This is a genomic window from Sphingobacterium sp. UBA7249, from assembly GCF_002472835.1.
GTDB classification, from domain to species: domain Bacteria; phylum Bacteroidota; class Bacteroidia; order Sphingobacteriales; family Sphingobacteriaceae; genus Sphingobacterium; species Sphingobacterium prati.
Genome location: NZ_DKST01000012.1, coordinates 193,796 through 215,593, shown reverse-complemented (window position 1 = coordinate 215,593; position 21,798 = coordinate 193,796). Strand labels below are relative to the sequence as shown.

Here is a 21,798-nt window from a genome sequence, read left to right as displayed (position 1 = left end):
ATTAAAAATAAAACTGTATACCCACATCAAGCATAAAATATAGTGCCACAAACAGTATACTAACCCAAATCTTTTTATTGTTAACGGCTATATTCATTCCTTTCACCAATAAATAAAACTGATAAAACAGAAGAAACAAAACCAATAACCCGAATATACCAAACAGGATCATTTGGCTCTTGTCTATACTCGACAAAGTATGGTCACCACTTTTTAATGCTTCATCCAGTTGTTTGGTAAACTTATCCTGATGCAATAGTCTTCCCAAAAGAAGTGCTAAATAAAGCGGAAATGGCACAATCAGGATCACGTTTAATACATCAATAAGCCTTGTTTTGGTGTATAATATAAGACCTACAATATATAATAAGGCTAAAGGAGCTAAAACCATATAAGCATGGACTCTTAAAACAGCAACGAAAGAGACTGCTATCTCTGGTCGATAGAAGTGCATAAAACCATTGAATTGCTCCCCTGATAAATAGACAAAATAGCTCGATAGCAAAAAACCAATGGCGCCTGCAAAAAATAGTTTCCATTCCGAAAACTCTTCAAATGGGTTTAGAAATAGCTGTTTAAATTTCATTGTTTAAGAATTTGGATAAATTCAATTGTTCGATCTCCGCTGGATTTTGAGTTCCGATGAGCAGTACGTTCCCATTTCTCATGGTAAGTTGCAAGCCCATATTACCTTGAGCTGAAAAAGCTCTTCCTCTACTTCCTCTTCTCAGGCCCCAGCCTCCAAAATCTGCAATTGGACTATATTTTCGTACTTCAACTGTAGTTATATCACCCCACGCAATCCTTTTTCGATAGAAATTAAATGGAAAAAAATAGACTTCAATCCCATTCTCATGAATAGTGGTCTTTAAACGAAGCACGCCGAAGAAACACCACAAGGCTAAATTTATCCAGAATCCAGGTAATCTAAACAGAGGAGCAAAATTGAACTGTAAAATATCCTGCCAGTGAGCGGAGATGCTAGCTACGCTAACAGATAAAAGGATCAGACATAGCCACCAACTAAAAAATGATTGACTCTCGTTATAAAGTGTATTATTTCTCATCTTGAGTAATTGCTTTGTATATCACTGCTTCAATACTTAAGGCTACCTAAATCATCCTATTTGCACCAACATTGTTCGTATTAGCAAGCGAATTTAATTTATGGATCAGATCATCCAAAATATTACGAACAGTTGGATAAGACTTACCCATTTGATTGGCCATCTCTTTTAAACTACCGGAATACTTAAGAAAATTCAGGACAAATTCTTGTTCATCAATAGTCAGTTGCATAAGCAAGGGTAAAGTAAACTTACCGACAACTTCCGTGTTGCAGGAATCGCAAACCAATTTAGAGACTTTTAGCTTCGCATCACAACATGGACAATTTACGGGTATCTTTTTCATTTCGTAATATAAATATTAACATTGTTAAATATAGCATTAATAATATTAATATAAAATAACATATTATTAATATTTTACAAAATCATCGCTTAATGATATATTTGTAAACATTAAACAAAGTGTATGAAAAAGTTTTTAGGCTATATCCTATCTATTTTATTTTGGTTCTGTTTTGGTTTATCCCTTGTTATATTTCATCCCATTCAATGGCTATGTTTAAAACTGGGGGGCTATCGTGCGCACAAAAAAAGCGTGGATCTATTAAATGCCTGTTTGGTTGCATCTTATTATACATTATTCAATAGAGTTACTTTTATTGACAACAAATCCATCCCTTTGGGGCAACCTATTATTTTTGTTGCCAATCATCAAAGCACCTTTGACATTCCTCCACTCATCTATTTTCTGCGGAGATTTCATGGAAAATTTATCTCAAAGATCGAACTGGCCAGTGGTATACCAAGTATTTCATTCAATCTTAAACATGGCGGCGCCGCCAATATAGACCGCAATGATCCCAAACAGTCAATCGCAGAAATTCTCAAACTTGCCAACAATATGAAGACGAAGAACTGGTCTGCCTTTATCTTTCCGGAAGGGACCCGATCTAAAACAGGTAAGATGAAAGCTTTTCACATTGGAGGTATTGCGACGCTGTTAAAGAAAAATCCCAATGCATTGGTTGTTCCGATTGCAATCAAAGGATCTTACGAAATGGTCCAATATGGTATGTATCCCCTAACACCTTTTCTACATATGACATGGGAGGTACTGGACCCTTTGGATACAAGCAATAAAAATATTGAGGAAATCGTAAAATTAGCTGAAGAGAAGATTAAGCAAAAAGTGGAAAATTAAATTGTATTATTTGACTTGCCGACCTTTCCAATCATATTTGCCAATATTTCCTAATATCCCGATATAGGCGAGGTAAAAAATGTGGGCAAGGCTCAGGACTGGGAGATACCAGAGCAAATTACTGCGCCTTGCAAACTTTGTTAGCGGTTGGATAAAGAAAAATTCGACTGTCATTTTAAGCAGGAATGCAAAGAGGACAACCCAAGCAAGGATTTTAACAGCTACAACCGCAAGAATCGTTACGACCAACAACAGCACATTAAATAGCCAGATAGCGATTCCTAAAGCAATAACACCTTTATTTTTGTACTTTGTACTTTTAGAAGCCCAACGTCTTCTTTGGCTAATAAATGAGCTAAGATCAGGCTTAGCATCGGTATACACGATCGCCTCCTCCGATTTGCAGAACGCAATTCGTTCTGGAAACTTTTCCGCTACCTTATGCAAAAATAACTCATCGTCACCAGAAGCAAGTTCATCAATTCCTCTAAAACCGCCCATTTGCGTAAAAACGTCTTTTCGATACGCTAAATTCGCTCCGTTACAGGTCGTTGGTTTTCTATTGCCTATTCCAGCTGCTCCAAGACCTATAAGATAAAGGAATTCCAAGGTCTGCAAGCGCTCGAAAAAACTCTTTTCCTCTGAATAGACTACAGGAGAAGACAATAAATAAGCATTTTCTTTTTCAAAGGTTCCGATCACGGCAGCTAGCCAATTTGGTCCCATTCGGCAGTCTGCATCTGTAGTGATAATAATCTCCCCTCTACAGCAGTCAATTGCTCGTGAAATTGCCAACTTTTTATAAGAATTCATTCGTCCATTCTCATTAAGCTGGATCAATTTTACACCATTTTCAGTATATTCTCTAACAATGGCAGAGGTATTGTCGTCCGAATGGTCATCAATGATAATGAGTTCAAGAAGTTCGTCCGGAAAATTTTGATTCAATATTGACGTTATCGTTCGCCGTATATTTAGCTCCTCATTACGCGCAGCGATAATTACCGATACAGTCTTCGTACAAACTAAAGGACTGATGGGAGCTTGGATGGTAGTCCAGCCTTTACGCATCCACAATACCAAAATTGCGTACACACAAGCAAAACTGATCAATAAATAGCTAAGAATTTGTATCACCGAAAAAATTAATCTTAAAAACAAAAATAGAACCAAATACTGCGGGTAGAATCAAATTAACAAACCAAATACAGGATACGATCGCCATCACTGCAATTTCTTGTGTTGTAATATAGCTATAAAGATTACTTGCAACAAAACTGCGGACACTAAAATCAAAAATATCCAAGGTAGGCAATGCTGCCTGGACGAAAAAAAGAATGAAAATCATCAAGATCATGGACAGAAGTGGTAACTCAGGTAAAGTCAACTTCATCAAAATAATATACTGTGAAGTAAAAATGATGAATCTGGCCAATGAATTTATCAAGACAATACTAAGTTCACGTGCTGAATAATGTTCAAGGACTTCAAAAAACGGTTTGATCTTTGTCAAAAATTTAATTTTACCAACGAGTATATCCACCCATCTCACATTAAAGTACAATATAACAAATCCAATAGCATAAATAATAGCAAGCAACCAAACGGCAAATTGAACGGATAAAGGTGTGGATAAAAACTTACAGATAAACCAGGCAATGCTCAGTGATCCAGCTACACTTGTCAATACCAATTGGGCAAATAGCCCCACCCCCATCGCAACGGCGCCCTTTGCCCTATTTTGAGGCTGGAGGAACAAAACCCTCCCACCATATTCCCCAATCCTATTTGGCGTGAAAATAGCCCATGTAAGCCCACAAAAAACGGATTGAAATGCTTTCCAAAACGATATTTGTTCCAGCTTGGATGCAAGATAGCGCCATTTAACAACCTCCAAAAGCCAGTTTACGAGCATTAAAACGACAATCAAGATCAATGTCAAGACGACAGAATGCTGCTCTAATCCTACGATTAAAGTCTTAAACTTACCGATATTGCTCTTATCAGATACTTTGGCAATGATGTACCATGTCGCAAGTACAAAAACGAGTATCTTCAATAAAAGACTGATATATTTTTTTTGTCTCCCAGTCAACTTTTGATAATTAGAGAGCAATGTTACTAAATTTTAGCCAAATGATTAAGTTTTGTACACATCAATCCACTTATAAAGAGCAAAATTTGTAATATTGTACATGCAGAAGGAAAAGGCGAAAGAAAGAATTATTCTAGGGATAGACCCGGGTACAGTGGTACTTGGGTACGGAATTATCAGAGAAGTCGGCAATACCATATCCCTTATTTCAATGGGTGTGATCAAAATGGGGCATCTCGATGACCATGCGCTAAAACTACAACGCATTTTCAAAAAGACCTCTGCATTAATGCAAGAATATAATCCGGATTGTGTTGCACTGGAGTCTCCTTTCTATGGAAAAAATATTCAAGTTATGCTCAAACTCGGGCGGGCACAGGGTGTTGCAATGGCTGCAGCATTGGCGCAGGATATTCCGATCTTTGAGTATTCACCTAGAAAAATAAAGCAGTCAGTCACGGGAAATGGAAATGCTACCAAAGAACAGGTTTCGGCCATGCTCAAAAATCTCCTAAAATTTGAAGAAACTCCACAATTTTTGGATGCAACAGATGGCTTAGCCATTGCAGTTTGTCATTCATTTCAAAAAAATAGTACCTCAGGCGGTGGAAAATCCTACTCAGGTTGGTCCTCTTTTATCAAAGACAACAAAGACCGAATCAAGTAGCTACATTTGCACTTGCCGAATAACATTTTTTACGTTTAATTCTACAATATCCGTCATTGTTTTACATTTCAGGTAGGAATTATTTTGGTAAAACTCAGCATAGCCCTCGCGAAGTTGCTTGATATTCTCTGCTGTTGAAAGAACTTGCATCTGTGATGCGTCCCGGAGATCAGCGATCCGGTGTCGCTCACTTCGCACTCTATGTACAATGGAAGAACGTTCCTCCTGTTGATATTGCAACACGGTTTTTTCAGTTAAATGCTCCATTGCAAGTTTAACATATGGATAATTCTCTTTAAAAAACTGTGGCATATATACCTTAGGATTGCCCTCATAAAATTGCTGATCAAAATCAATCGCTCTGATCCTGAACTGAAAATCGTCAAAATCGGGAGTAATCTGCATGACAAAATTATAGGCACGCATATCTCCCAGCAAAGTGATAATACAACGCTCATTAAACTTCACAAATTCCTTCGAAATACGCGTCAAATTATAATCAGGCGTAAACATTCTGGTTTGGGAAAATACATCTCCTGGAATACCAACAATATGTTCCTCAACCAATGTATCCTGATCCACCATATAATTCACCTGATTGGGCGATAATATTTCCTCCAATTCCAAACCATAGATCCTTGATGCGTCTGCCTGTTTGATATAAAAATAATCGTAGACGTCATTCAATCGGTTTACAATACGAATCCGGAATGGTCTTGTATTGCCAAAACCACAATACTCGACGCGATCGATATATTTGTGCTGTACAATTCGTGTATTACCAGAAGCTTTAAGCTTGGCATAGATGACCTTTAATCCGTCATATAATTGGTCGATCACATGTTGTGGATAAAGTGGCGTTTCCCAAAAAGTATCATGACCAAATTTATCCATTACCGGCACAGTCTCGGTAAAATTTAATAGATCCTTATAACCAATAGGCAGCTTTTCATCGCGTTGATACATTTTAAGATATTTATGAAGCCCTTCCCCTACCTCAAAAATTGGCTTCTTTCGCGAAATCTTTACATCTTGAACTTCTTCCATTTCTATTTTAGTCTTGAGATATTAGATATGCATATTGGTACTTTGATCTAATATACCTGCAGTTTACTTACCTGTCTTTTGTTTTTGATCTTTGTCCTATCTCTTTATCGTCTTTCTGACTTTAATAACAAGATAACGAAACAATCCGATAACCTTACAATAAAATCACCGCTAAAACAATTATAAGCACTTTTAAACAAAAACATATAACATTATCAATATCAACAAGTATTTTTTATTAAATTTACATCTATAAACCGAAAATTCTTAGTAATTTTGAAATAAATTTAATTATCTTGGCTATTGGTCAGATTTTGATCTATGACCAATGAATGAAACACAAAACCCATTGTTAATGGAAAATCAATATGCAAACTATGATCTAGACAATTTGGATATCCAAATCCTGTCTATTCTAATGAATGATGCTTCTATTCCTTATACCGAAATAGCAAAAAAGCTAATTGTATCAGGCGGTACCATCCACGTTAGAATGAAGAAGATGGAAGAGTTAGGTATCATCAGAGGTTCAAATCTTATTATCAACCCTCAAAAAGTTGGATTTGACATTACTGCCTTTCTCGGTATCTATCTAGAAAAAGGTTCACAATATGCAGATGCAGTAGATAAATTGAAAGAAATCAAAGAAGTGGTTGAGCTACATTATTGTACTGGCCAATACAGTATCTTTGCAAAAATCATCTGTAGGGACACTGTCCATCTCAGAAAAGTGTTGAATGAAGATATCCAATCGGTACCTGGTATCCAGCGTACAGAAACGATCATCTCGCTCGAAGAAAGTATTAAGCGCCAGATCAGCTTAGTCTAGTATAAAAAAAGCTTCCAGAATTGGAAGCTTTTTTTATACTATTTTTTGGAGCATCGCTATATACAATTCTATTCCTTCCCTGATTTCATCAATATAAATAAATTCATCGGCGATGTGGGATCTAGCACTGTCTCCAGGCCCCAGTTTTAAAGAAGGTGCTGGAATAAGCGCCTGGTCGCTCATTGTCGGAGATCCATAGCACTTGCGCCCAAGTGCTATCCCTGCCTGTACAATTGGATGTTCTTCCGGAATAAACGAAGATTTCAAACGGGTCGACCGAGCCGAAACCTCCGAGGATACATGAGATTTGATAATCGCCAGTGTTTCTTCATTCGTATAAGCGTCAGTCGTCCGTACATCGACCACAAAACTGCAATCAGCAGGCACGACATTGTGCTGCGATCCCGCCTGAATCATTGTTACCGACATTTTAACCGGGCCCAAGGTTGGTGATACTTTTTCAAAAGTATAATCCCTAAACCATTGGATATCAGCTATCGCTTTATAAATAGCATTATCACCCTCGTTACGGGCAGCATGACCTGCTACTCCAGTTGCATGACAATCCAATACCATTAGACCTTTTTCCGCTATTGCTAAGTTCATCAATGTCGGTTCGCCAACGATTGCAAAATCAATGGGTCCGATATCTTCCAATACAGACTCAATCCCATTTCTGCCTGATATTTCCTCTTCAGCACTCGCCACCAGACAAAAATTATATTTTAAATCCACGCTCTCGTAAAAATACAAGAAGGTAGCAATCAGGGACACCAAACATCCACCCGCATCATTACTACCTAAACCATAGAGCTTTCCGCCATTTTCAGTGGGCTTGAATGGATCACGAGTGTATCCAGGATTTGCTTTCACTGTATCATGATGCGAATTAAGCAGAATAGTGGGTTTATTTAGATCATAATGTGCATTATATGCCCAAATATTATTTCCTCTCCTAAAGGTCTTAATCCGCCGTTTTTTGAAGAATTCCTCAATCAGTGCAGCTGTCAATACTTCCTCCCGGCTTAAGGACGAAACGGAAATCAACTGTTTTAACAAAGCGAGGCTATCCTGGAATAAGCTATCCTTATCCTTCATGATATAATCCTCCTGCTTTATCTGCAGACAATTTTATTCCTTTGATAAATGCGGAACTAAAACCATGATGTTCCATTTCATTCAATCCCGCTATTGTACATCCTTTTGGTGAAGTTACTTTATCGATCTCGCCCTCTGGATGCGCATTCGTATGCAACAATAAGTCCGCAGCACCTTTAGCCGTTTGAACAGCCATTTTTAAGGCATCATGAGCGTGGAAACCTATTTCCACTCCACCTTGTGATGCAGCACGTATAGCACGTAAGAAAAATGCGATCCCACAGGCACACAGGGCTGTTGCCGAAGTCATCAGATCTTCATTTATAATCACAACTGAACCAACAGTCTCAAACATTTTCTCGACTTCGGCAAGACTACTATCCGAAGCACTATCGCTAGCAATACAGGTCATTGATTGAGCAATGGCAATCGCTGTATTCGGCATGGCACGTATTACAGTCGCATCTTCACCCAACACAGCTTTCAAATCAGCACAGGAAACACCAGATACAATGGAAACAAAAATCTGATTTTTCTTATCTATTTCGGGAGCGACTTCAGCCAATACCTTTTTTAACTGCTGTGGTAATATGGCGAACACAACAATATCGGCGCTTTTAACAGCAGCTATATTATCGTTACTAACCGAGAATCCCTGGCTCGCTTCGTCAGCCAAAGCATTTAGATTTCTACGGGTCAATGTAATATCCGCAGCGCTGGCAAACTCGCTTTTTACAAGCCCTTTTGCCAAAGAGAGACCGATATTCCCACTCCCGATAATAGTGACCTTTTTCATAGTTGGGTTTAGATTAGATTATTATTTTAATGTCAAACAGGTACCGAACTGTCCCTGCTGGAACAGGTGTAAATTGTTGGCATGGCCAATATATACCTCCTGAACACCTTTATTTATTGCATTAAATGCATTTTGTAGCTTTGGAATCATACCATCATTGACTATTCCGGATTCTTTGAGAAATTCAAATTCCTCAGATTTAATCGTCGGTATGACGGAGTTTTCATCCGTCACATCCCGCAATACGCCATTTTTTTCAAAGCAATAGACCAATGACGTTTCGTATAAGGATGCCAAAGAAACTGCCAAGGATGATGCAATGGTATCGGCATTGGTATTGAGCAATTGTCCTAAACCATTGTGTGTAATGGCAGAAAATACAGGTATAAAACCTGCTTCCAAGAATTTTTTTATCGCCAATGTATTAACCGAATCGTGCAGTAAATCCCCTACGAAACCATAGTCAACATCTTTGACAGGGCGTTTTATAGCCTTGATTACATCCCCGTCTGCCCCTGATAACCCCACAGCATCACATTTTAATTTTTGTAATTTGGCAACAATTGTTTTGTTTGTTAATCCGGCGTACACCATAGTAACCACCCTTAACATATCTTCGTCAGTCACCCTCCGTCCTTCAACCATCTGGGCCTGTATGCCAAGTTCACTTGCTAGACGGGTCGCAATTTTGCCACCGCCATGCACGAGGATTTTCTTCCCGGACAGTGCAGAAAATTTCTCTAAAAAAGAATCCAATAGATCCTCATCATCGATAATATTTCCGCCAATTTTTATAATATTTAATACACTATTAGCCATTACGCAACTTTTCCCAAATAAAAATAGTTTCTCAATAATCAAAAGACCTGTCTTAGACTAGATCTTCCAGCATTCGTTTTAAAACAACCTGTGCAGCCCATACACGATTACTTGCTTCTTTAATAACCAACGAGTTTGGTCCATCTAAAATCTCAGAAGATAGTTCCAGGTCTCGTCTGACTGGCAAGCAATGCATGACTTTCGCGTCATTTGTCAAAGACAGTTTTTCATTATCCATCATCCAATCCTCATCTACCGTATATACCTCGCCATATTCCTGATAGGATGACCAGTTTTTCACATAAACAAAATCAGCGTCTTTCAGACTTTCATTTAAATTCGTTGAAATCGTAGCTCCTTTCGTAAAATCCTTACTAAGTTCATAGCCCATAGGTTGTGCAATCGTAAACTCCACAAGTCCTTCTTCTTGCGCCTTACACATCCATTCTGCAAAAGAGTTCGGAACTGCCTGTGGCAAAGCTTTCACATGCGGAGCCCAAGCCAAAACAACCTTTGGCTTTGCTGTCTTTTTATGTTCAGTAATGGTGATTATGTCCGTTAAACTTTGTAAAGGGTGACGTGTTGCGCTTTCCAAAGATACTACAGGTACTCCGCAATATTTAATAAATTTATTAAACAGATCCTCGCTGTAGTCTTCTTCTCGGTCTTTGAGCTTTGGAAAAGATCGCAAGCCAAGGATATCACAATATTCCCCCATGACTGCTGCTGCCTCGCGGATATGTTCAACGGTACTGCCGTTCATTACAACACCATCCTGAGTCTCCAAGGCCCAACCGTCTTTGTCCATATTCATAACCATCACATCCATGCCCAGATTCATTGCCGCTTTTTGAGTGCTCAAACGCGTACGCAAACTAGGATTTAAAAATACAAGCCCCAAGGTTTTATGTTTACCAAGATCTTGATTATCATAAGGAGCAGCTTTTAAGGCTAAGGCCTCTTGGACAACGTCAGCTACATTGGATACGTCATTAACAGAGAAAAATTTTTTCATCTATGTAAATCTTTATACGAGTATTATTTCACGCAATAATCTGCGCTACCCGTTTTGTTCGTTTATGTTGATAAAACAATTTTGATGAATACTCTGTTATACCTGAGTTCCATCATCATAATTTCATCTATTATCTTTATACGGCCACAGCCGCTTTTATATGTTCTTTCAATGCTGATAAAAATTGGTCAGCATGTTCTTTGGTAATATTCAATGCTGGAAGCAATCGAATAACAAAAGGTTTGGCCTCCCCTGTAAAAATGCGATTTTTTAACAAAAGATCCTTTTTTACATGTGCTAAAGACGCCGGAAGTTCAATTCCTATCATCAACCCCCTCCCCCTTACTTCCACAATTTCATCAATTTTCTTTAGCTCATCAATAAGGTACTGTCCCACCGCATTCGCATTCGCCATCAAATTATCCTGATGGATCACTTCTAATACCGCCATAGCTGCTGCACAGGCCAAGTGATTGCCACCGAAGGTTGTTCCTAAACTACCATGTGTAGCTTTAAACTTAGGAGAGATACTGATCGCACCGATAGGAAAACCATTTCCCATTCCTTTCGCCATCGTATAAATATCCGCGCTTACACCAGAATAGTCTTGTGCATAAAATGAGCCTGTTCTACCATAGCCACATTGCACTTCATCAGCAATAAATACTGCATTATATTGATCACAAAGTGAACGAATCAAGCGAAGGAAAGCAATAGATGCTTCTCTAATCCCACCGACACCTTGTATGCTTTCAATAATAACGGAAGAAATCTCTTCTCCATATACTGCAAATGCCTCCTTCAGGGCTTCCTCGTCGTTAAACGGAAGAAAAACAACATTTTCTGTTTCGTTAACAGGAGCAACAATACTTGGGTTGTCCGTAGCAGCTACGGCTAACGAAGTTCGACCGTGAAAAGATTTCGAAAATGCAATGATTTTCTTTCTTTTATTATAGAAAGAAGCAAGTTTCAATGCGTTTTCATTCGCTTCTGCCCCTGAATTACATAGAAATAAGTCATAATCAACCTTACCAGATACTTCGCCGAGCAATCGTGCAAGTTCACGCTGAATTGGAATTTCAACAGAATTGGAATAGAATCCGATACGGTTCAATTGTTCTGTAATACGTCGCACATAATGTGGATGCGTGTGTCCGATCGATATTACGGCATGACCACCATACAAGTCCAAATAAGCATTTCCTTCGGCATCCCACACCGTTGATCCATTAGCTTTCACTATGTTAATGGGATTAATGGGATAAACATCAAATGGTTTCATCTTAATGAATTATAGATTGATAAACGAAATAGCTTGTAATAGAAAAGCTATCAAATTTTAGCATTACAAATATATCAGTTATAACGGTAGGAATGATTATAAAATAAAAAAAGTCCCCTTAAAAAGAGGACTTTTTTTATTTTATAACGGATCAATATTATTCTCCGTCCACTTTTTCTTCGCCTTCAACTTCAGCTTTCACTTCCGCAGGAGCGTCAGTTTCAGCAGGAGTAGCAGCTTTTTTAGCACCACCACGACGACGAGTAGCTTTTTTCTCAGCAGCAGCTTTCTTACCGTAGATTTCGTTGTAATCAACTAACTCGATGAACGCCATTTCCGCGTTATCCCCCAAACGGTTTTCCATTTTGATAATACGAGTGTAACCACCTGGACGGTTAGCTACTTTTTCAGAAATTTCGCGGAACAAGATAGAAACTGCGTCTTTATCTTTCAAATAAGCGAATACTGTACGACGAGAGTGTGTTGTGTCGTTTTTAGATTTAGTAATCAAAGGCTCCACATATGTACGCAACGCTTTAGCTTTAGCCAAAGTAGTTGTGATACGTTTGTGTAGGATTAATGATGTTGCCATGTTAGCCAACATTGCTTTTCTATGGCTATCCGTACGGCCTAAGTGATTTACTTTTTTTCCGTGTCTCATTTTGATTTTATTATACTATATATACCGTTCTTGTTTTACTTAAATCGCTAAACTTTTCAAAGGCAATCTACACATCTTCTTCAGCAATCAACTTCAAGAGGAATTACATATAGTGGTCGCTTAATAAATTATTATTCTTCGTCTAATTTATATTTTGCCAAGTTCATTCCGAATGACAAACCTTTCGATTTAACCAATTCTTGAATTTCACTTAACGATTTTTTACCGAAGTTTCTGAATTTCAACATATCAGCTACATCGTAAGTTACCAACTCAGCTAATGTGCGAATATCAGCAGCTTTCAAACAATTCAATGCACGCACTGAAAGATCAAGGTCTACTAATTCCGTTTTCAAAATCTTACGCATATGCAAAATTTCTTCATCTACCACTTTGGTTTCTTCCTTCGTTTGTGACTCAAGAAGCATATTCTCATCAGAGAATAAAATAAAGTGTTGAATTAAGATCTTAGCAGCCTCTTTCAAAGCTTCCTCGGGGTGAATTGAGCCATCTGTAGAGATATCCAACAACAATTTCTCATAGTCAGTTTTTTGCTCTACACGGTAATTCTCAATGGTATATTTAACATTCTTGATCGGAGTAAAGATCGAATCGATAGCGATAACACCTACTGGCGCATCAGTCACTTTATTCTCGTCCGCATTTACATATCCACGACCTTTAGCAATACTCAATTCCAACTCAATTGTCACTGCGTTATCCATATTACAGATTACTAAGTCTGGATTTAAGACAGTAAAGTTATTAGAGAATTTTGTGATATCACCAGCTAAGAATTGTTCTTGACCATTGATTACTACAAATACCTTTTCGTTGTCGCCAATCTCACCTGTTTTTTTGAAACGGATCTGTTTCAAGTTCAAGATAATTTCAGTTACGTCTTCAACAACACCTTTGATCGTTGAAAATTCGTGCGAAACGCCAGAAAACCTTATCGACGTAATTGCATATCCTTCTAACGAGGACAATAGAATACGGCGCAAAGCATTACCAATGGTTACACCAAAACCAGGCTCCAATGGACGAAATTCAAACGTACCATCAAAATCCGTAGATTTCTGCATGATAACTTTATCCGGTCTTTGAAATGCTAAAATTGCCATTTATTTTCTTTTAATGTTTTATTTGTAATAATAATTGTAATACAACAGAAAGATGCATACCCCAAAATTGGACTATGCATACTTCTATTTTATTTATTATTTAGAGTATAACTCAACGATTAAGTTCTCTTTAATGTTTTCAGGAATATCAGATCTTTCTGGATAGCTTAAGAAAGTACCTGTCAATTCTTTCGCATTCCACTCTAACCAAGAAAATTTATTTACAGTACGGCCTGCAACTGAATTTGTGATGGCTTCAAGAGTTTGAGAACGTTCACGAACTGCTACAACGTCACCTGGACGCAAGCTATATGATGGAATGTTAACAACACTTCCGTTAACAGTAATGTGTTTATGAGATACTAACTGACGAGCAGCAGCACGAGAAGTAGCGATACCTAAGCGGTAAACTACGTTATCCAAGCGAGCTTCTAATAATTTCAAGAAGATCTCACCTGTAATACCTTGTTTAGAGGAAGCTTTAACAAATAAGTTAGCGAATTGACGCTCTAGTACACCATAAGTGTATTTTGCTTTTTGTTTTTCTAACAACTGAATAGCATATTCAGATTGTTTACCTCTGCGTTTAGAAGCTCCATGTTGTCCAGGAGGGTAATTTTTCTTTTCTAACGCTTTATCAGGGCCGAAGATCGGCTCTCTAAATTTACGGGCAATTTTGGACTTAGGTCCTGTATATCTAGCCATTTTCTTTTACAATTAAAGTATCTATCAGCCTATAGCCAATGAATCTTATCTTTAAATCAATTAAACTCTTCTGCGTTTTGGAGGACGACAACCGTTGTGAGGAAGTGGTGTGATGTCTTTAATAGTAGTCACATCGATTCCTACAGTTTGTAATGTTCGGATTGCAGATTCGCGACCAGCACCAGGTCCTTTAACAAACACTTCAACTTTGCGTAAACCCAAGTCATGAGCAACTTTTCCACAGTCTTGTGCAGCCTGACCAGCAGCATATGGAGTGTTCTTTTTAGAACCACGGAAACCCATTTTACCAGCACTAGACCAAGAAATAGTTTGTCCTTGATTATTAGTCAAAGTTACAATGATATTGTTAAACGTTGCGTTAATGTGAGCCTGACCTATAGGTTCGATAACAACGATACGCTTTTTTGCAGCTTTTTTAGTTTTAGCCATTTCTTATTTATTATTTAGTAGCTTTTTTCTTGTTTGCAACTGTCTTACGTTTACCTTTACGAGTACGTGAGTTGTTTTTAGTACGTTGACCACGAACTGGTAAGTGTTTACGGTGACGCAATCCACGGTAACAACCGATATCCATCAAACGTTTGATGTTCAATTGGATTTCTGAACGCAATGAACCTTCTACTTTCAATTCATCATTGATGATGCTACGAATTGCTGCCAATTGCTCATCATTCCACTCTTGTACCTTCACATCTTCGCTGATACCAGCTTTTTCCAAGATATATTGAGCTCTTGTACGACCGATACCAAAAATATAGGTAAGGCCGATCACACCTCTTTTGTTTTTAGGTAAATCAATACCTGCTATCCTTGCCATATAATATTAAGCTATTATTTTTAATGAATTAACCCTGACGTTGTTTAAACTTAGGGTTCTTTTTGTTGATTACAAAAACTTTACCTTTACGACGGATGATCTTACAGTCCGCGCTACGTTTTTTAATTGATGCTCTTACTTTCATGATATTTATTTTTTCAAAAGCTTGCGCTAGTTAAAAGGCTTACGACTATTTATAGCGATAAGTAATCCTTCCTTTAGTCAAATCATACGGAGACATTTCCAATTTAACTTTATCCCCAGGTAAAATTTTGATATAGTGCATACGCATTTTACCAGAAATATGGGCAATGATTTCATGTCCATTTTCCAATTCTACCCTAAACATAGCATTAGAAAGTGCCTCTCTAATTATACCGTCTTGTTCTATTGAGGCTTGTTTAGCCATATATTCTCGATTAAATTTAATTTAAAAGCCTGCGAACAGGAGTGCAAAGATAAATAAAAATAATTGAAAACCAACTACTTTTTGTTCAAAACTTTCTCTACATGTTCGAATGTCAGCAACACATCTGGCTCACCTTTTCGGATTGCAACCATTTGTTCGAAGTGCGCCGATAACTTCCCATCTACTGTACTTACTGTCCAACCATCATCCCAAAAACGAACGCCTGCGCGTCCCGCATTGATCATGGGTTCGATACAAATGACCAAACCTTCTTCCAATTTCGGGCCTGCACCACGTTTCCCATAATTCGGAACCTCTGGCTTTTCATGTAAATGATATCCAACTCCATGCCCTACCAGTTCGCGTACAATTCCGAAACCGAACTTGCTCACGTACTCTTGAACCGCGGAGGAGATATCCCCAACACGTTTACCGGCCACAGCCTGTTCAACACCTTTGTACAATGATTCCTTTGTTACATCCAACAACAACTGCGCTTCCTCAGAAATTTCACCAACCCCGAAGGTGTAGGCCGAATCACTGATAAACCCATTCAAATTGACACCCCCATCGACCGAAACAAGATCACCATCTTTAATTTCATAATCGCTAGGAAAACCATGTACAATCTGATCGTTGACAGAGATGCACAAAGAGTATGGAAATCCTTGATAGTTTAAGAACGCTGGCGTCCCTCCATTATCATGGATATACTCATAAGCTAATTTATCAAGAGATATAGTTTTTACCCCAGGTTTAATCACTTTTGCGATTTCACCAAGCAATTGCGAAAGCACATCTGCTGACTTTCGCAATTGCTCTATATCATCTGCTGACTTATAAAATACTTTAGACATCTAAAGAAATTAAATTGCCGAATGATCCATTCCCTCAACAGACGCGGCCGAACGACCTTTAATACGACCTGTTTTCATCAATCCATCATAATGACGCATCAACAAATGAGATTCGATCTGTTGCAAAGTATCCAACACCACACCTACTAAAATCAATAATGACGTACCTCCATAGAAGTGTGCAAATTGATTATTAATACCAAACAAACTTGCAATAGCAGGTAGAATAGCAATGATCGCTAAGAAAATTGCACCTGGAAATGTAATATTTGATATTACGCGGTCTATAAAATTACTAGTTTCCAATCCCGGTTTAATACCTGGGACAAAACCTCCGTTTTTCTTCATGTCATCTGACATCTGTTGCGGATTAACCATGATTGCTGTATAGAAAAACGTAAATGCGATAATTAACACCGCAAAAGTCACGTTATAGGCTACAGAAGTGTAGTTACTCAACGAAGTCAAAAATTCCGACTGAAGATTCGGGAAGAACTGCCCTAAACTCATTGGCACAAACATAATTGCCTGCGCAAAAATGATCGGCATTACACCTGCAGCATTTACCTTTAACGGTATATACTGACGTACCCCACCGACTTGCTTGTTACCGACAATTTTCTTCGCGTATTGTACAGGAATCTTACGAACCCCTTGTACAATCAAGATCGTAAAGATCACAACAAAGAATAAAGCTACAAATTCAAGCAACAATGGAATTGGACCACCACCACCTTTCGCCATTCTAGAAACCCATTCCGCAGTGATACCACTTGGCAATTGAGCGATAATACCTGTCATAATGATCAAAGAAATACCATTACCGATGCCTTTATCGGTAATTTTTTCCCCTAACCACATCACAAATAAAGTACCGCCTGTCAAAACTATGGCAGTTAGAATAGTGAATAATGGGTCTGCGATTGTCTTAGCACTTGGCTCAATCTGAGTACGTACATAAGCAAAAGCCTGAAGCAAAGTAATCCCTAATGTTAAATAGCGAGTAATTTGATTCATTTTTTGACGACCACTTTCCCCTTCTTTCTGCATCTTTTGGAAGTAAGGAACCGCGATGCCCAACAATTGAACAACAATGGATGCCGAGATATATGGCATTACCCCCAAAGCAAAGATAGCTGAACGAGAGAACGAGCCTCCCGCAAACATATCTAATAAGCCTAATAAACCCTCCTTTTGACCAGAAGCCAAAGCGTGAGGATTTACACCTGGTAATACCACGTGACATCCAATACGGTAAATCAAAAGAAAAAGTAAGGTATTTAGAATACGCGTACGTAAATCATCGATTTTCCAAATATTGGTTAAGGTTGTGATTAGTTTCTTCATTTATTAAATTTTAACGATAGAACCGCCTGCAGCTTCGATAGCTTTTTGAGCAGAAGCAGTAAACGCGTGCGCTGTTACTTCAACTTTAGCTTTCAATTCACCGCGACCCAAGATTTTTACTTTGTCATTTTTAGACACTAATCCATGAGCTTTTAATGCATCGAAATCTACAGCTGTCAAATTGTATTTCTCGATCAACGCTTGCAAAGTATCCAAGTTTACACCATTGTACTCTACACGGTTGATGTTTTTGAAACCAAATTTAGGCACACGACGTTGCAAAGGCATTTGACCACCTTCGAAACCGATTTTCGTTGAGTGACCTGAACGGGAACCAGCACCTTTGTGACCACGTGTAGAAGTACCACCGCGACCAGAACCAGTACCACGACCGATACGTTTGCTACCTTTTACTGCACCTTTTGCAGGTTTTAAATTACTTAAGTTCATTTTTAAACTAAATTGTGCTAGCCCTTCGCTCTCACTAAACAGGTACTAGCGATTAAAAAATAATTATTATTAATAACAAGTAATGGAAAGAGCCCAAAGACCCTTTCCATATGCTAATATTAAATAGTTTCGATAGCTACTAAATGGTTTACTTTACGTACCATTCCAATAATTGATGGAGTAGCTTCAACTTCTACTGAGTGGTTGATTCTTTTCAAACCTAATGCCTCAATAGTTTTCTTTTGGCGCTCGCTTCTGTCGATAACGCTCTTTATCTGGGTGATTTTGATTTTTGCCATGATAATTAACCGTTAAATACTTTATTCAAATCGACACCGCGGTGCTGTGCCACTGTATATGCATCACGCATGTTTGCTAAGGCAGTTACAGTTGCTTTTACCACGTTGTGTGGGTTAGAAGAACCTAATGATTTAGCCAATACGTCTTTGATACCAGCAGACTCCAATACTGCACGCATTGCACCACCTGCCAAAACTCCTGTACCACCAACAGCTGGTTTAATCAAAACTGAACCACCAGAATATTTACCATATTGTGCGTGAGGAACAGTACCTTTGATTACAGGAACTTTTACCAAATTTTTCTTTGCGTCGTCGATACCTTTAGTGATTGCTTCAGTTACCTCTTTAGCTTTACCTAAACCGTAACCAACAATACCGTTTTCATCACCTACTACAACAATTGCAGAGAAGCTGAAAGTACGACCACCTTTAGTAACTTTAGCTACACGTTGGATACTTACTAAGCGATCTTTTAATTCAATTTCGCTTGATTTCACTCTTTTTATATTGCTTAATGCCATTTCTTTCTATGATTAAAAGTCTAAACCGCCTTCGCGAGCACCTTCAGCCAAAGATTTGATACGGCCATGGTATAAGTACCCATTACGGTCAAAAACTACTTTATTAATACCTGCTGCTACTGCTTTCTCAGCAACTAATTTACCGACAGCTTTAGATTGATCAACTTTGTTACCGGATGCAACAAATTCTTTTGACAAACTAGAAGCAGCAACTAATGTTTTACCTGCATTGTCGTCAATGATTTGCGCATAGATACCTTTGTTACTTCTAAAAACCGATAAACGTGGACGTTCAGACGTTCCAGCAAGGTTTTTTCTGATTCCTTTTTTGATTCTCTCTCTACGAGATGCTTTTTGTCCTGCCATGATTATTATTTTTTAGCTGATTTACCTGCTTTTCTTCTCAATACTTCACCTTCAAACTTGATACCTTTTCCTTTGTAAGGTTCTGGTTTACGGAAGCCACGGATTTTAGCCGCTACCTGTCCGATCAATTGTTTGTCAGCACATTCTAAAGTGATTGTAGGGTTTTTACCTTTTTCAGCAGTAGTTGATACTTTAACCTCTTTTGGCAATACAAAAACAATCTGGTGAGAGAAACCTAAAGTTAACTCTAATACATTACCTGTACTTGTTGCACGGTAACCTACACCGACTAACTCTTGAGTAGTTTTGTAACCTTCAGTCACACCTTGAACCATGTTATTCAACAGGGAACGGTATAGACCGTGTAATGCTTTGTGTTTCTTTTGATCAGTTGGACGCGTAACTACGATATTGCCTTCTTCTTGCGCAATCGTGATGTCACGGTCAACTTGTTGTGTTAATTCGCCTTTAGGACCTTTTACTGAAACTAAGTTTTTGTCCGAAATAGTAACAGTTACCCCTGCAGGGATAGCGATAGGCGCTTTTCCAATTCTTGACATTTCTTCGTGTTTTTACCTAGATTAATAAACGTAACATAAAACTTCACCACCAACATTTTGAAGTCTAGCTTCTTTATCTGTCATTACACCTTTCGATGTTGACAAGATAGCAATACCCAAACCATTCAAAACACGAGGCATAGTATCAACGCTTGCATACTTTCTTAAACCAGGTTTACTCACACGTGTCAACGTACGAATAGCCGGAATTTTGCTAATTGGATTATATTTCAATGCGATTTTGATCGTACCCTGTACGCCATTCTCATCGAATTTGTAATTAGCAATGTAACCTTTATCAAAAAGAACTTTAGTGATTTCTTTTTTTAGGTTCGATGCAGGAATTTCAACAACCCTGTGGTTGGCCTTGATGGCATTCCTTACTCGTGTAAGGTAATCCGCAATTGGATCTGTAGTCATTATATATGAAAATTTGTGACAGCGGTTTCCCTCCCAACCATTGGTATGGGACCTTCTATCTGTTAAACAATTTTAAAATGCAAAAACCCCGGCAATCCTCAGTAGAATTGCCCGGGCAAAATTAAGTATTTTTTTTTAATTACCAAGAAGCTTTTTTCACCCCTGGGATCTTGCCATCTAAAGCCATCTCACGGAAAGTTACACGAGAGATACCGAATTGACGCATATATCCTTTAGGACGGCCAGTCAATTTACAACGGTTGTGTAAACGTACCGGAGAAGCATTTTTAGGTAATTTATCTAATGCAACGTAATCGCCAGCAGCTTTTAATTCTGCACGTTTTGCCGCATATTTAGCTACCAATTTAGCGCGTTTTACTTCGCGTGCTTTTAATCCTTCCTTAGCCATTGTTATTAGTATTTTGATTTTTAAATGGTAAACCGAACTGTTTCAACAATTCTAAAGCCTCAACATCATTTTGAGCAGAAGTCACGAAAGTGATATCCATACCTTGGATCTTGTTGATTTTATCAATGTTGATCTCAGGGAAAATGATTTGTTCAGTGATACCTAAGTTATAGTTACCACGTCCGTCAAAACCTTTATCGTTGATACCGCGGAAGTCACGAATACGTGGAAGCGATACTGCTACCAAACGATCCAAGAATTCAAACATATTGTTGTCACGTAAAGTAACGCGTGCCCCTACAGGCATGCCTTTACGCAATTTAAAGTTTGAAATATCTTTTTTCGATTTTGTAGCAACAGCTTGTTGACCTGTAATTAAAGTCAATTCAGCGATAGCGTTATCGATTAATTTTTTGTCAGCTGTTGCAGCCCCTACGCCTTGTGAAACAACGATTTTCTCAAGTTTAGGAACCTGCATAATACTTTTATACTGAAATTTTTCTTGAAGTGCTTTACGGATCTCCTCCGCATATTTCACTTTTAATCTTGGTACGTAAGTCATTATTTAATTTCCTCCCCTGATTTTTTAGCGTAACGAACTAATTTACCATCTGCATTTAACTTACGACCTACGCGAGTAGTTTCACCCGTTTTAGGATCGATAACAGCTAAATTAGAGATGTGAATACCAGCTTCTTTCTCAATGATACCACCATTAGGATTAGCTGCACTTGGTTTAGTGTGTTTTTTTACGATGTTAGCGCCTTCAACGATAGCTCTATTTTTATCCACTAAAACAGTTAATACTTTTCCTTGAACACCTTTAGAGTTACCAGCGATAACTTTCACTAAATCACCTTTTTTAATTTTGATTTTGTGCGTAGTCGTTTTTGTTTTCTTGATTGCCATA

32 protein-coding genes are annotated in these 21,798 nt (G+C 38.2%); 3 read left to right on the top strand and 29 right to left on the bottom strand.

All coding sequences use genetic code 11. The features are described from left to right. Position 1 precedes the first annotated feature (1 nt). From B4A24_RS08790 to B4A24_RS08780, 3 genes are read right to left on the bottom strand one after another with little or no spacing between them, the layout of a single operon-like run. Positions 2–586, bottom strand: a complete 585-nt coding sequence (locus B4A24_RS08790; RefSeq protein WP_293944378.1) for a hypothetical protein — start codon at positions 584–586, stop codon at positions 2–4. Next, positions 576–1,067, bottom strand: coding sequence for a hypothetical protein (locus B4A24_RS08785; RefSeq protein ID WP_293944376.1), 492 nt, complete (start codon positions 1,065–1,067; stop codon positions 576–578). The genes B4A24_RS08790 and B4A24_RS08785 overlap by 11 nt, the downstream gene beginning before the upstream one ends. A 46-nt stretch (positions 1,068–1,113) precedes the next feature. Next, entirely contained in the window at positions 1,114–1,413 is a 300-nt protein-coding gene (locus tag B4A24_RS08780) for a DUF2089 family protein (RefSeq protein ID WP_293944374.1), read from the bottom strand. Positions 1,414–1,536: 123 nt separating this feature from the next. Between B4A24_RS08780 and B4A24_RS08775 the strand changes: the two genes are divergently transcribed. Beyond that, positions 1,537–2,271: a lysophospholipid acyltransferase family protein gene (locus tag B4A24_RS08775; protein WP_293944372.1), complete on the top strand. Its 735-nt coding sequence runs from the start codon at positions 1,537–1,539 to the stop codon at positions 2,269–2,271. 6 nt (positions 2,272–2,277) lie between these two features. Here the strand turns inward: B4A24_RS08775 and B4A24_RS08770 are convergent, their stop codons facing one another. Further along, the gene (locus B4A24_RS08770) at positions 2,278–3,408 is read right to left on the bottom strand and encodes a glycosyltransferase (protein WP_293944371.1); all 1,131 of its coding nucleotides are present in this window, start codon (positions 3,406–3,408) and stop codon (positions 2,278–2,280) included. Next, positions 3,392–4,330 (bottom strand): lysylphosphatidylglycerol synthase domain-containing protein, encoded by a 939-nt coding sequence (locus B4A24_RS08765; protein ID WP_293944369.1) that lies wholly within the window; start codon positions 4,328–4,330, stop codon positions 3,392–3,394. Before B4A24_RS08765 ends, B4A24_RS08770 begins: the two co-directional genes overlap by 17 nt. A 136-nt stretch (positions 4,331–4,466) precedes the next feature. On the opposite strand from B4A24_RS08765, the gene ruvC reads away from it, so the two are divergent. Further along, positions 4,467–5,033, top strand: coding sequence for a crossover junction endodeoxyribonuclease RuvC (gene ruvC / locus B4A24_RS08760; protein WP_293944367.1), 567 nt, complete (start codon positions 4,467–4,469; stop codon positions 5,031–5,033). Here the strand turns inward: ruvC and B4A24_RS08755 are convergent, their stop codons facing one another. Continuing rightward, positions 5,034–6,080 (bottom strand): hypothetical protein, encoded by a 1,047-nt coding sequence (locus tag B4A24_RS08755; RefSeq protein ID WP_172392275.1) that lies wholly within the window; start codon positions 6,078–6,080, stop codon positions 5,034–5,036. It abuts the gene before it with no gap. Between the two features lie 355 nt (positions 6,081–6,435). Here B4A24_RS08755 and B4A24_RS08750 point away from each other — a divergent pair, with 355 nt between their 5' ends. Continuing rightward, on the top strand, positions 6,436–6,909 hold the full coding sequence (locus B4A24_RS08750) for an Lrp/AsnC ligand binding domain-containing protein (RefSeq protein WP_046674894.1): 474 nt from the start codon (positions 6,436–6,438) through the stop codon (positions 6,907–6,909). A 33-nt stretch (positions 6,910–6,942) separates the two neighbouring features. Here B4A24_RS08750 and B4A24_RS08745 read toward each other — a convergent pair whose 3' ends face one another. From B4A24_RS08745 to rplX, 23 genes are all read right to left on the bottom strand, one after another. After that, complete coding sequence (locus tag B4A24_RS08745; RefSeq protein ID WP_293944363.1) at positions 6,943–8,007, bottom strand: M20 family metallo-hydrolase; 1,065 nt, start codon at positions 8,005–8,007, stop codon at positions 6,943–6,945. Next, entirely contained in the window at positions 7,997–8,803 is an 807-nt protein-coding gene (gene proC / locus B4A24_RS08740; protein ID WP_293944361.1) for a pyrroline-5-carboxylate reductase, read from the bottom strand. Before proC ends, B4A24_RS08745 begins: the two co-directional genes overlap by 11 nt. Positions 8,804–8,824: 21 nt before the next feature. Continuing rightward, positions 8,825–9,622 (bottom strand): acetylglutamate kinase, encoded by a 798-nt coding sequence (argB, locus tag B4A24_RS08735; protein WP_293944359.1) that lies wholly within the window; start codon positions 9,620–9,622, stop codon positions 8,825–8,827. Between the two features lie 52 nt (positions 9,623–9,674). Further along, on the bottom strand, positions 9,675–10,637 hold the full coding sequence (locus B4A24_RS08730) for an acetylornithine carbamoyltransferase (protein ID WP_293944357.1): 963 nt from the start codon (positions 10,635–10,637) through the stop codon (positions 9,675–9,677). A 136-nt stretch (positions 10,638–10,773) separates the two neighbouring features. Then, positions 10,774–11,919 (bottom strand): aspartate aminotransferase family protein, encoded by a 1,146-nt coding sequence (locus B4A24_RS08725; protein WP_293944355.1) that lies wholly within the window; start codon positions 11,917–11,919, stop codon positions 10,774–10,776. 157 nt (positions 11,920–12,076) lie between these two features. Beyond that, positions 12,077–12,580 (bottom strand): 50S ribosomal protein L17, encoded by a 504-nt coding sequence (gene rplQ / locus B4A24_RS08720; protein ID WP_293944353.1) that lies wholly within the window; start codon positions 12,578–12,580, stop codon positions 12,077–12,079. Between the two features lie 131 nt (positions 12,581–12,711). Beyond that, the gene (locus tag B4A24_RS08715) at positions 12,712–13,704 is read right to left on the bottom strand and encodes a DNA-directed RNA polymerase subunit alpha (RefSeq protein WP_077438111.1); all 993 of its coding nucleotides are present in this window, start codon (positions 13,702–13,704) and stop codon (positions 12,712–12,714) included. A gap of 96 nt (positions 13,705–13,800) precedes the next feature. Further along, the gene (rpsD, locus tag B4A24_RS08710; protein ID WP_108636193.1) at positions 13,801–14,409 is read right to left on the bottom strand and encodes a 30S ribosomal protein S4; all 609 of its coding nucleotides are present in this window, start codon (positions 14,407–14,409) and stop codon (positions 13,801–13,803) included. Positions 14,410–14,469: 60 nt separating this feature from the next. Further along, entirely contained in the window at positions 14,470–14,859 is a 390-nt protein-coding gene (rpsK, locus tag B4A24_RS08705; RefSeq protein WP_108636194.1) for a 30S ribosomal protein S11, read from the bottom strand. A 10-nt stretch (positions 14,860–14,869) separates the two neighbouring features. After that, the gene (gene rpsM, locus B4A24_RS08700) at positions 14,870–15,247 is read right to left on the bottom strand and encodes a 30S ribosomal protein S13 (protein WP_108636195.1); all 378 of its coding nucleotides are present in this window, start codon (positions 15,245–15,247) and stop codon (positions 14,870–14,872) included. Positions 15,248–15,275: 28 nt separating this feature from the next. After that, positions 15,276–15,392, bottom strand: coding sequence for a type B 50S ribosomal protein L36 (ykgO, locus tag B4A24_RS08695; protein WP_013665024.1), 117 nt, complete (start codon positions 15,390–15,392; stop codon positions 15,276–15,278). A 45-nt stretch (positions 15,393–15,437) separates the two neighbouring features. Then, the gene (gene infA, locus B4A24_RS08690; protein WP_002997456.1) at positions 15,438–15,656 is read right to left on the bottom strand and encodes a translation initiation factor IF-1; all 219 of its coding nucleotides are present in this window, start codon (positions 15,654–15,656) and stop codon (positions 15,438–15,440) included. Positions 15,657–15,730: 74 nt separating this feature from the next. Further along, positions 15,731–16,513, bottom strand: coding sequence for a type I methionyl aminopeptidase (gene map, locus B4A24_RS08685; RefSeq protein ID WP_172392281.1), 783 nt, complete (start codon positions 16,511–16,513; stop codon positions 15,731–15,733). Positions 16,514–16,522: 9 nt separating this feature from the next. After that, positions 16,523–17,860 carry a preprotein translocase subunit SecY gene (gene secY, locus B4A24_RS08680; RefSeq protein WP_046674882.1) on the bottom strand — a complete coding sequence of 446 codons (1,338 nt, stop codon included), beginning with the start codon at positions 17,858–17,860 and terminating at the stop codon, positions 16,523–16,525. A gap of 3 nt (positions 17,861–17,863) precedes the next feature. Continuing rightward, positions 17,864–18,310, bottom strand: a complete 447-nt coding sequence (gene rplO, locus B4A24_RS08675; protein WP_293944347.1) for a 50S ribosomal protein L15 — start codon at positions 18,308–18,310, stop codon at positions 17,864–17,866. 119 nt (positions 18,311–18,429) lie between these two features. Then, entirely contained in the window at positions 18,430–18,609 is a 180-nt protein-coding gene (gene rpmD / locus B4A24_RS08670) for a 50S ribosomal protein L30 (RefSeq protein ID WP_046674880.1), read from the bottom strand. 5 nt (positions 18,610–18,614) lie between these two features. Beyond that, positions 18,615–19,118 carry a 30S ribosomal protein S5 gene (gene rpsE / locus B4A24_RS08665; protein ID WP_223584602.1) on the bottom strand — a complete coding sequence of 168 codons (504 nt, stop codon included), beginning with the start codon at positions 19,116–19,118 and terminating at the stop codon, positions 18,615–18,617. Between the two features lie 27 nt (positions 19,119–19,145). Continuing rightward, positions 19,146–19,508: a 50S ribosomal protein L18 gene (gene rplR, locus B4A24_RS08660; protein WP_172392455.1), complete on the bottom strand. Its 363-nt coding sequence runs from the start codon at positions 19,506–19,508 to the stop codon at positions 19,146–19,148. Continuing rightward, the gene (rplF, locus tag B4A24_RS08655; RefSeq protein WP_172392282.1) at positions 19,505–20,059 is read right to left on the bottom strand and encodes a 50S ribosomal protein L6; all 555 of its coding nucleotides are present in this window, start codon (positions 20,057–20,059) and stop codon (positions 19,505–19,507) included. Before rplF ends, rplR begins: the two co-directional genes overlap by 4 nt. 21 nt (positions 20,060–20,080) lie before the next feature. Beyond that, positions 20,081–20,482: a 30S ribosomal protein S8 gene (gene rpsH / locus B4A24_RS08650; protein ID WP_223584601.1), complete on the bottom strand. Its 402-nt coding sequence runs from the start codon at positions 20,480–20,482 to the stop codon at positions 20,081–20,083. Between the two features lie 136 nt (positions 20,483–20,618). Next, positions 20,619–20,888, bottom strand: a complete 270-nt coding sequence (rpsN, locus tag B4A24_RS08645; protein ID WP_028071569.1) for a 30S ribosomal protein S14 — start codon at positions 20,886–20,888, stop codon at positions 20,619–20,621. Then, entirely contained in the window at positions 20,881–21,450 is a 570-nt protein-coding gene (rplE, locus tag B4A24_RS08640; RefSeq protein WP_046674875.1) for a 50S ribosomal protein L5, read from the bottom strand. The genes rpsN and rplE overlap by 8 nt, the downstream gene beginning before the upstream one ends. Continuing rightward, positions 21,450–21,797 carry a 50S ribosomal protein L24 gene (gene rplX / locus B4A24_RS08635; protein WP_104385211.1) on the bottom strand — a complete coding sequence of 116 codons (348 nt, stop codon included), beginning with the start codon at positions 21,795–21,797 and terminating at the stop codon, positions 21,450–21,452. The genes rplE and rplX overlap by 1 nt, the downstream gene beginning before the upstream one ends. Position 21,798: the final 1 nt, after the last annotated feature.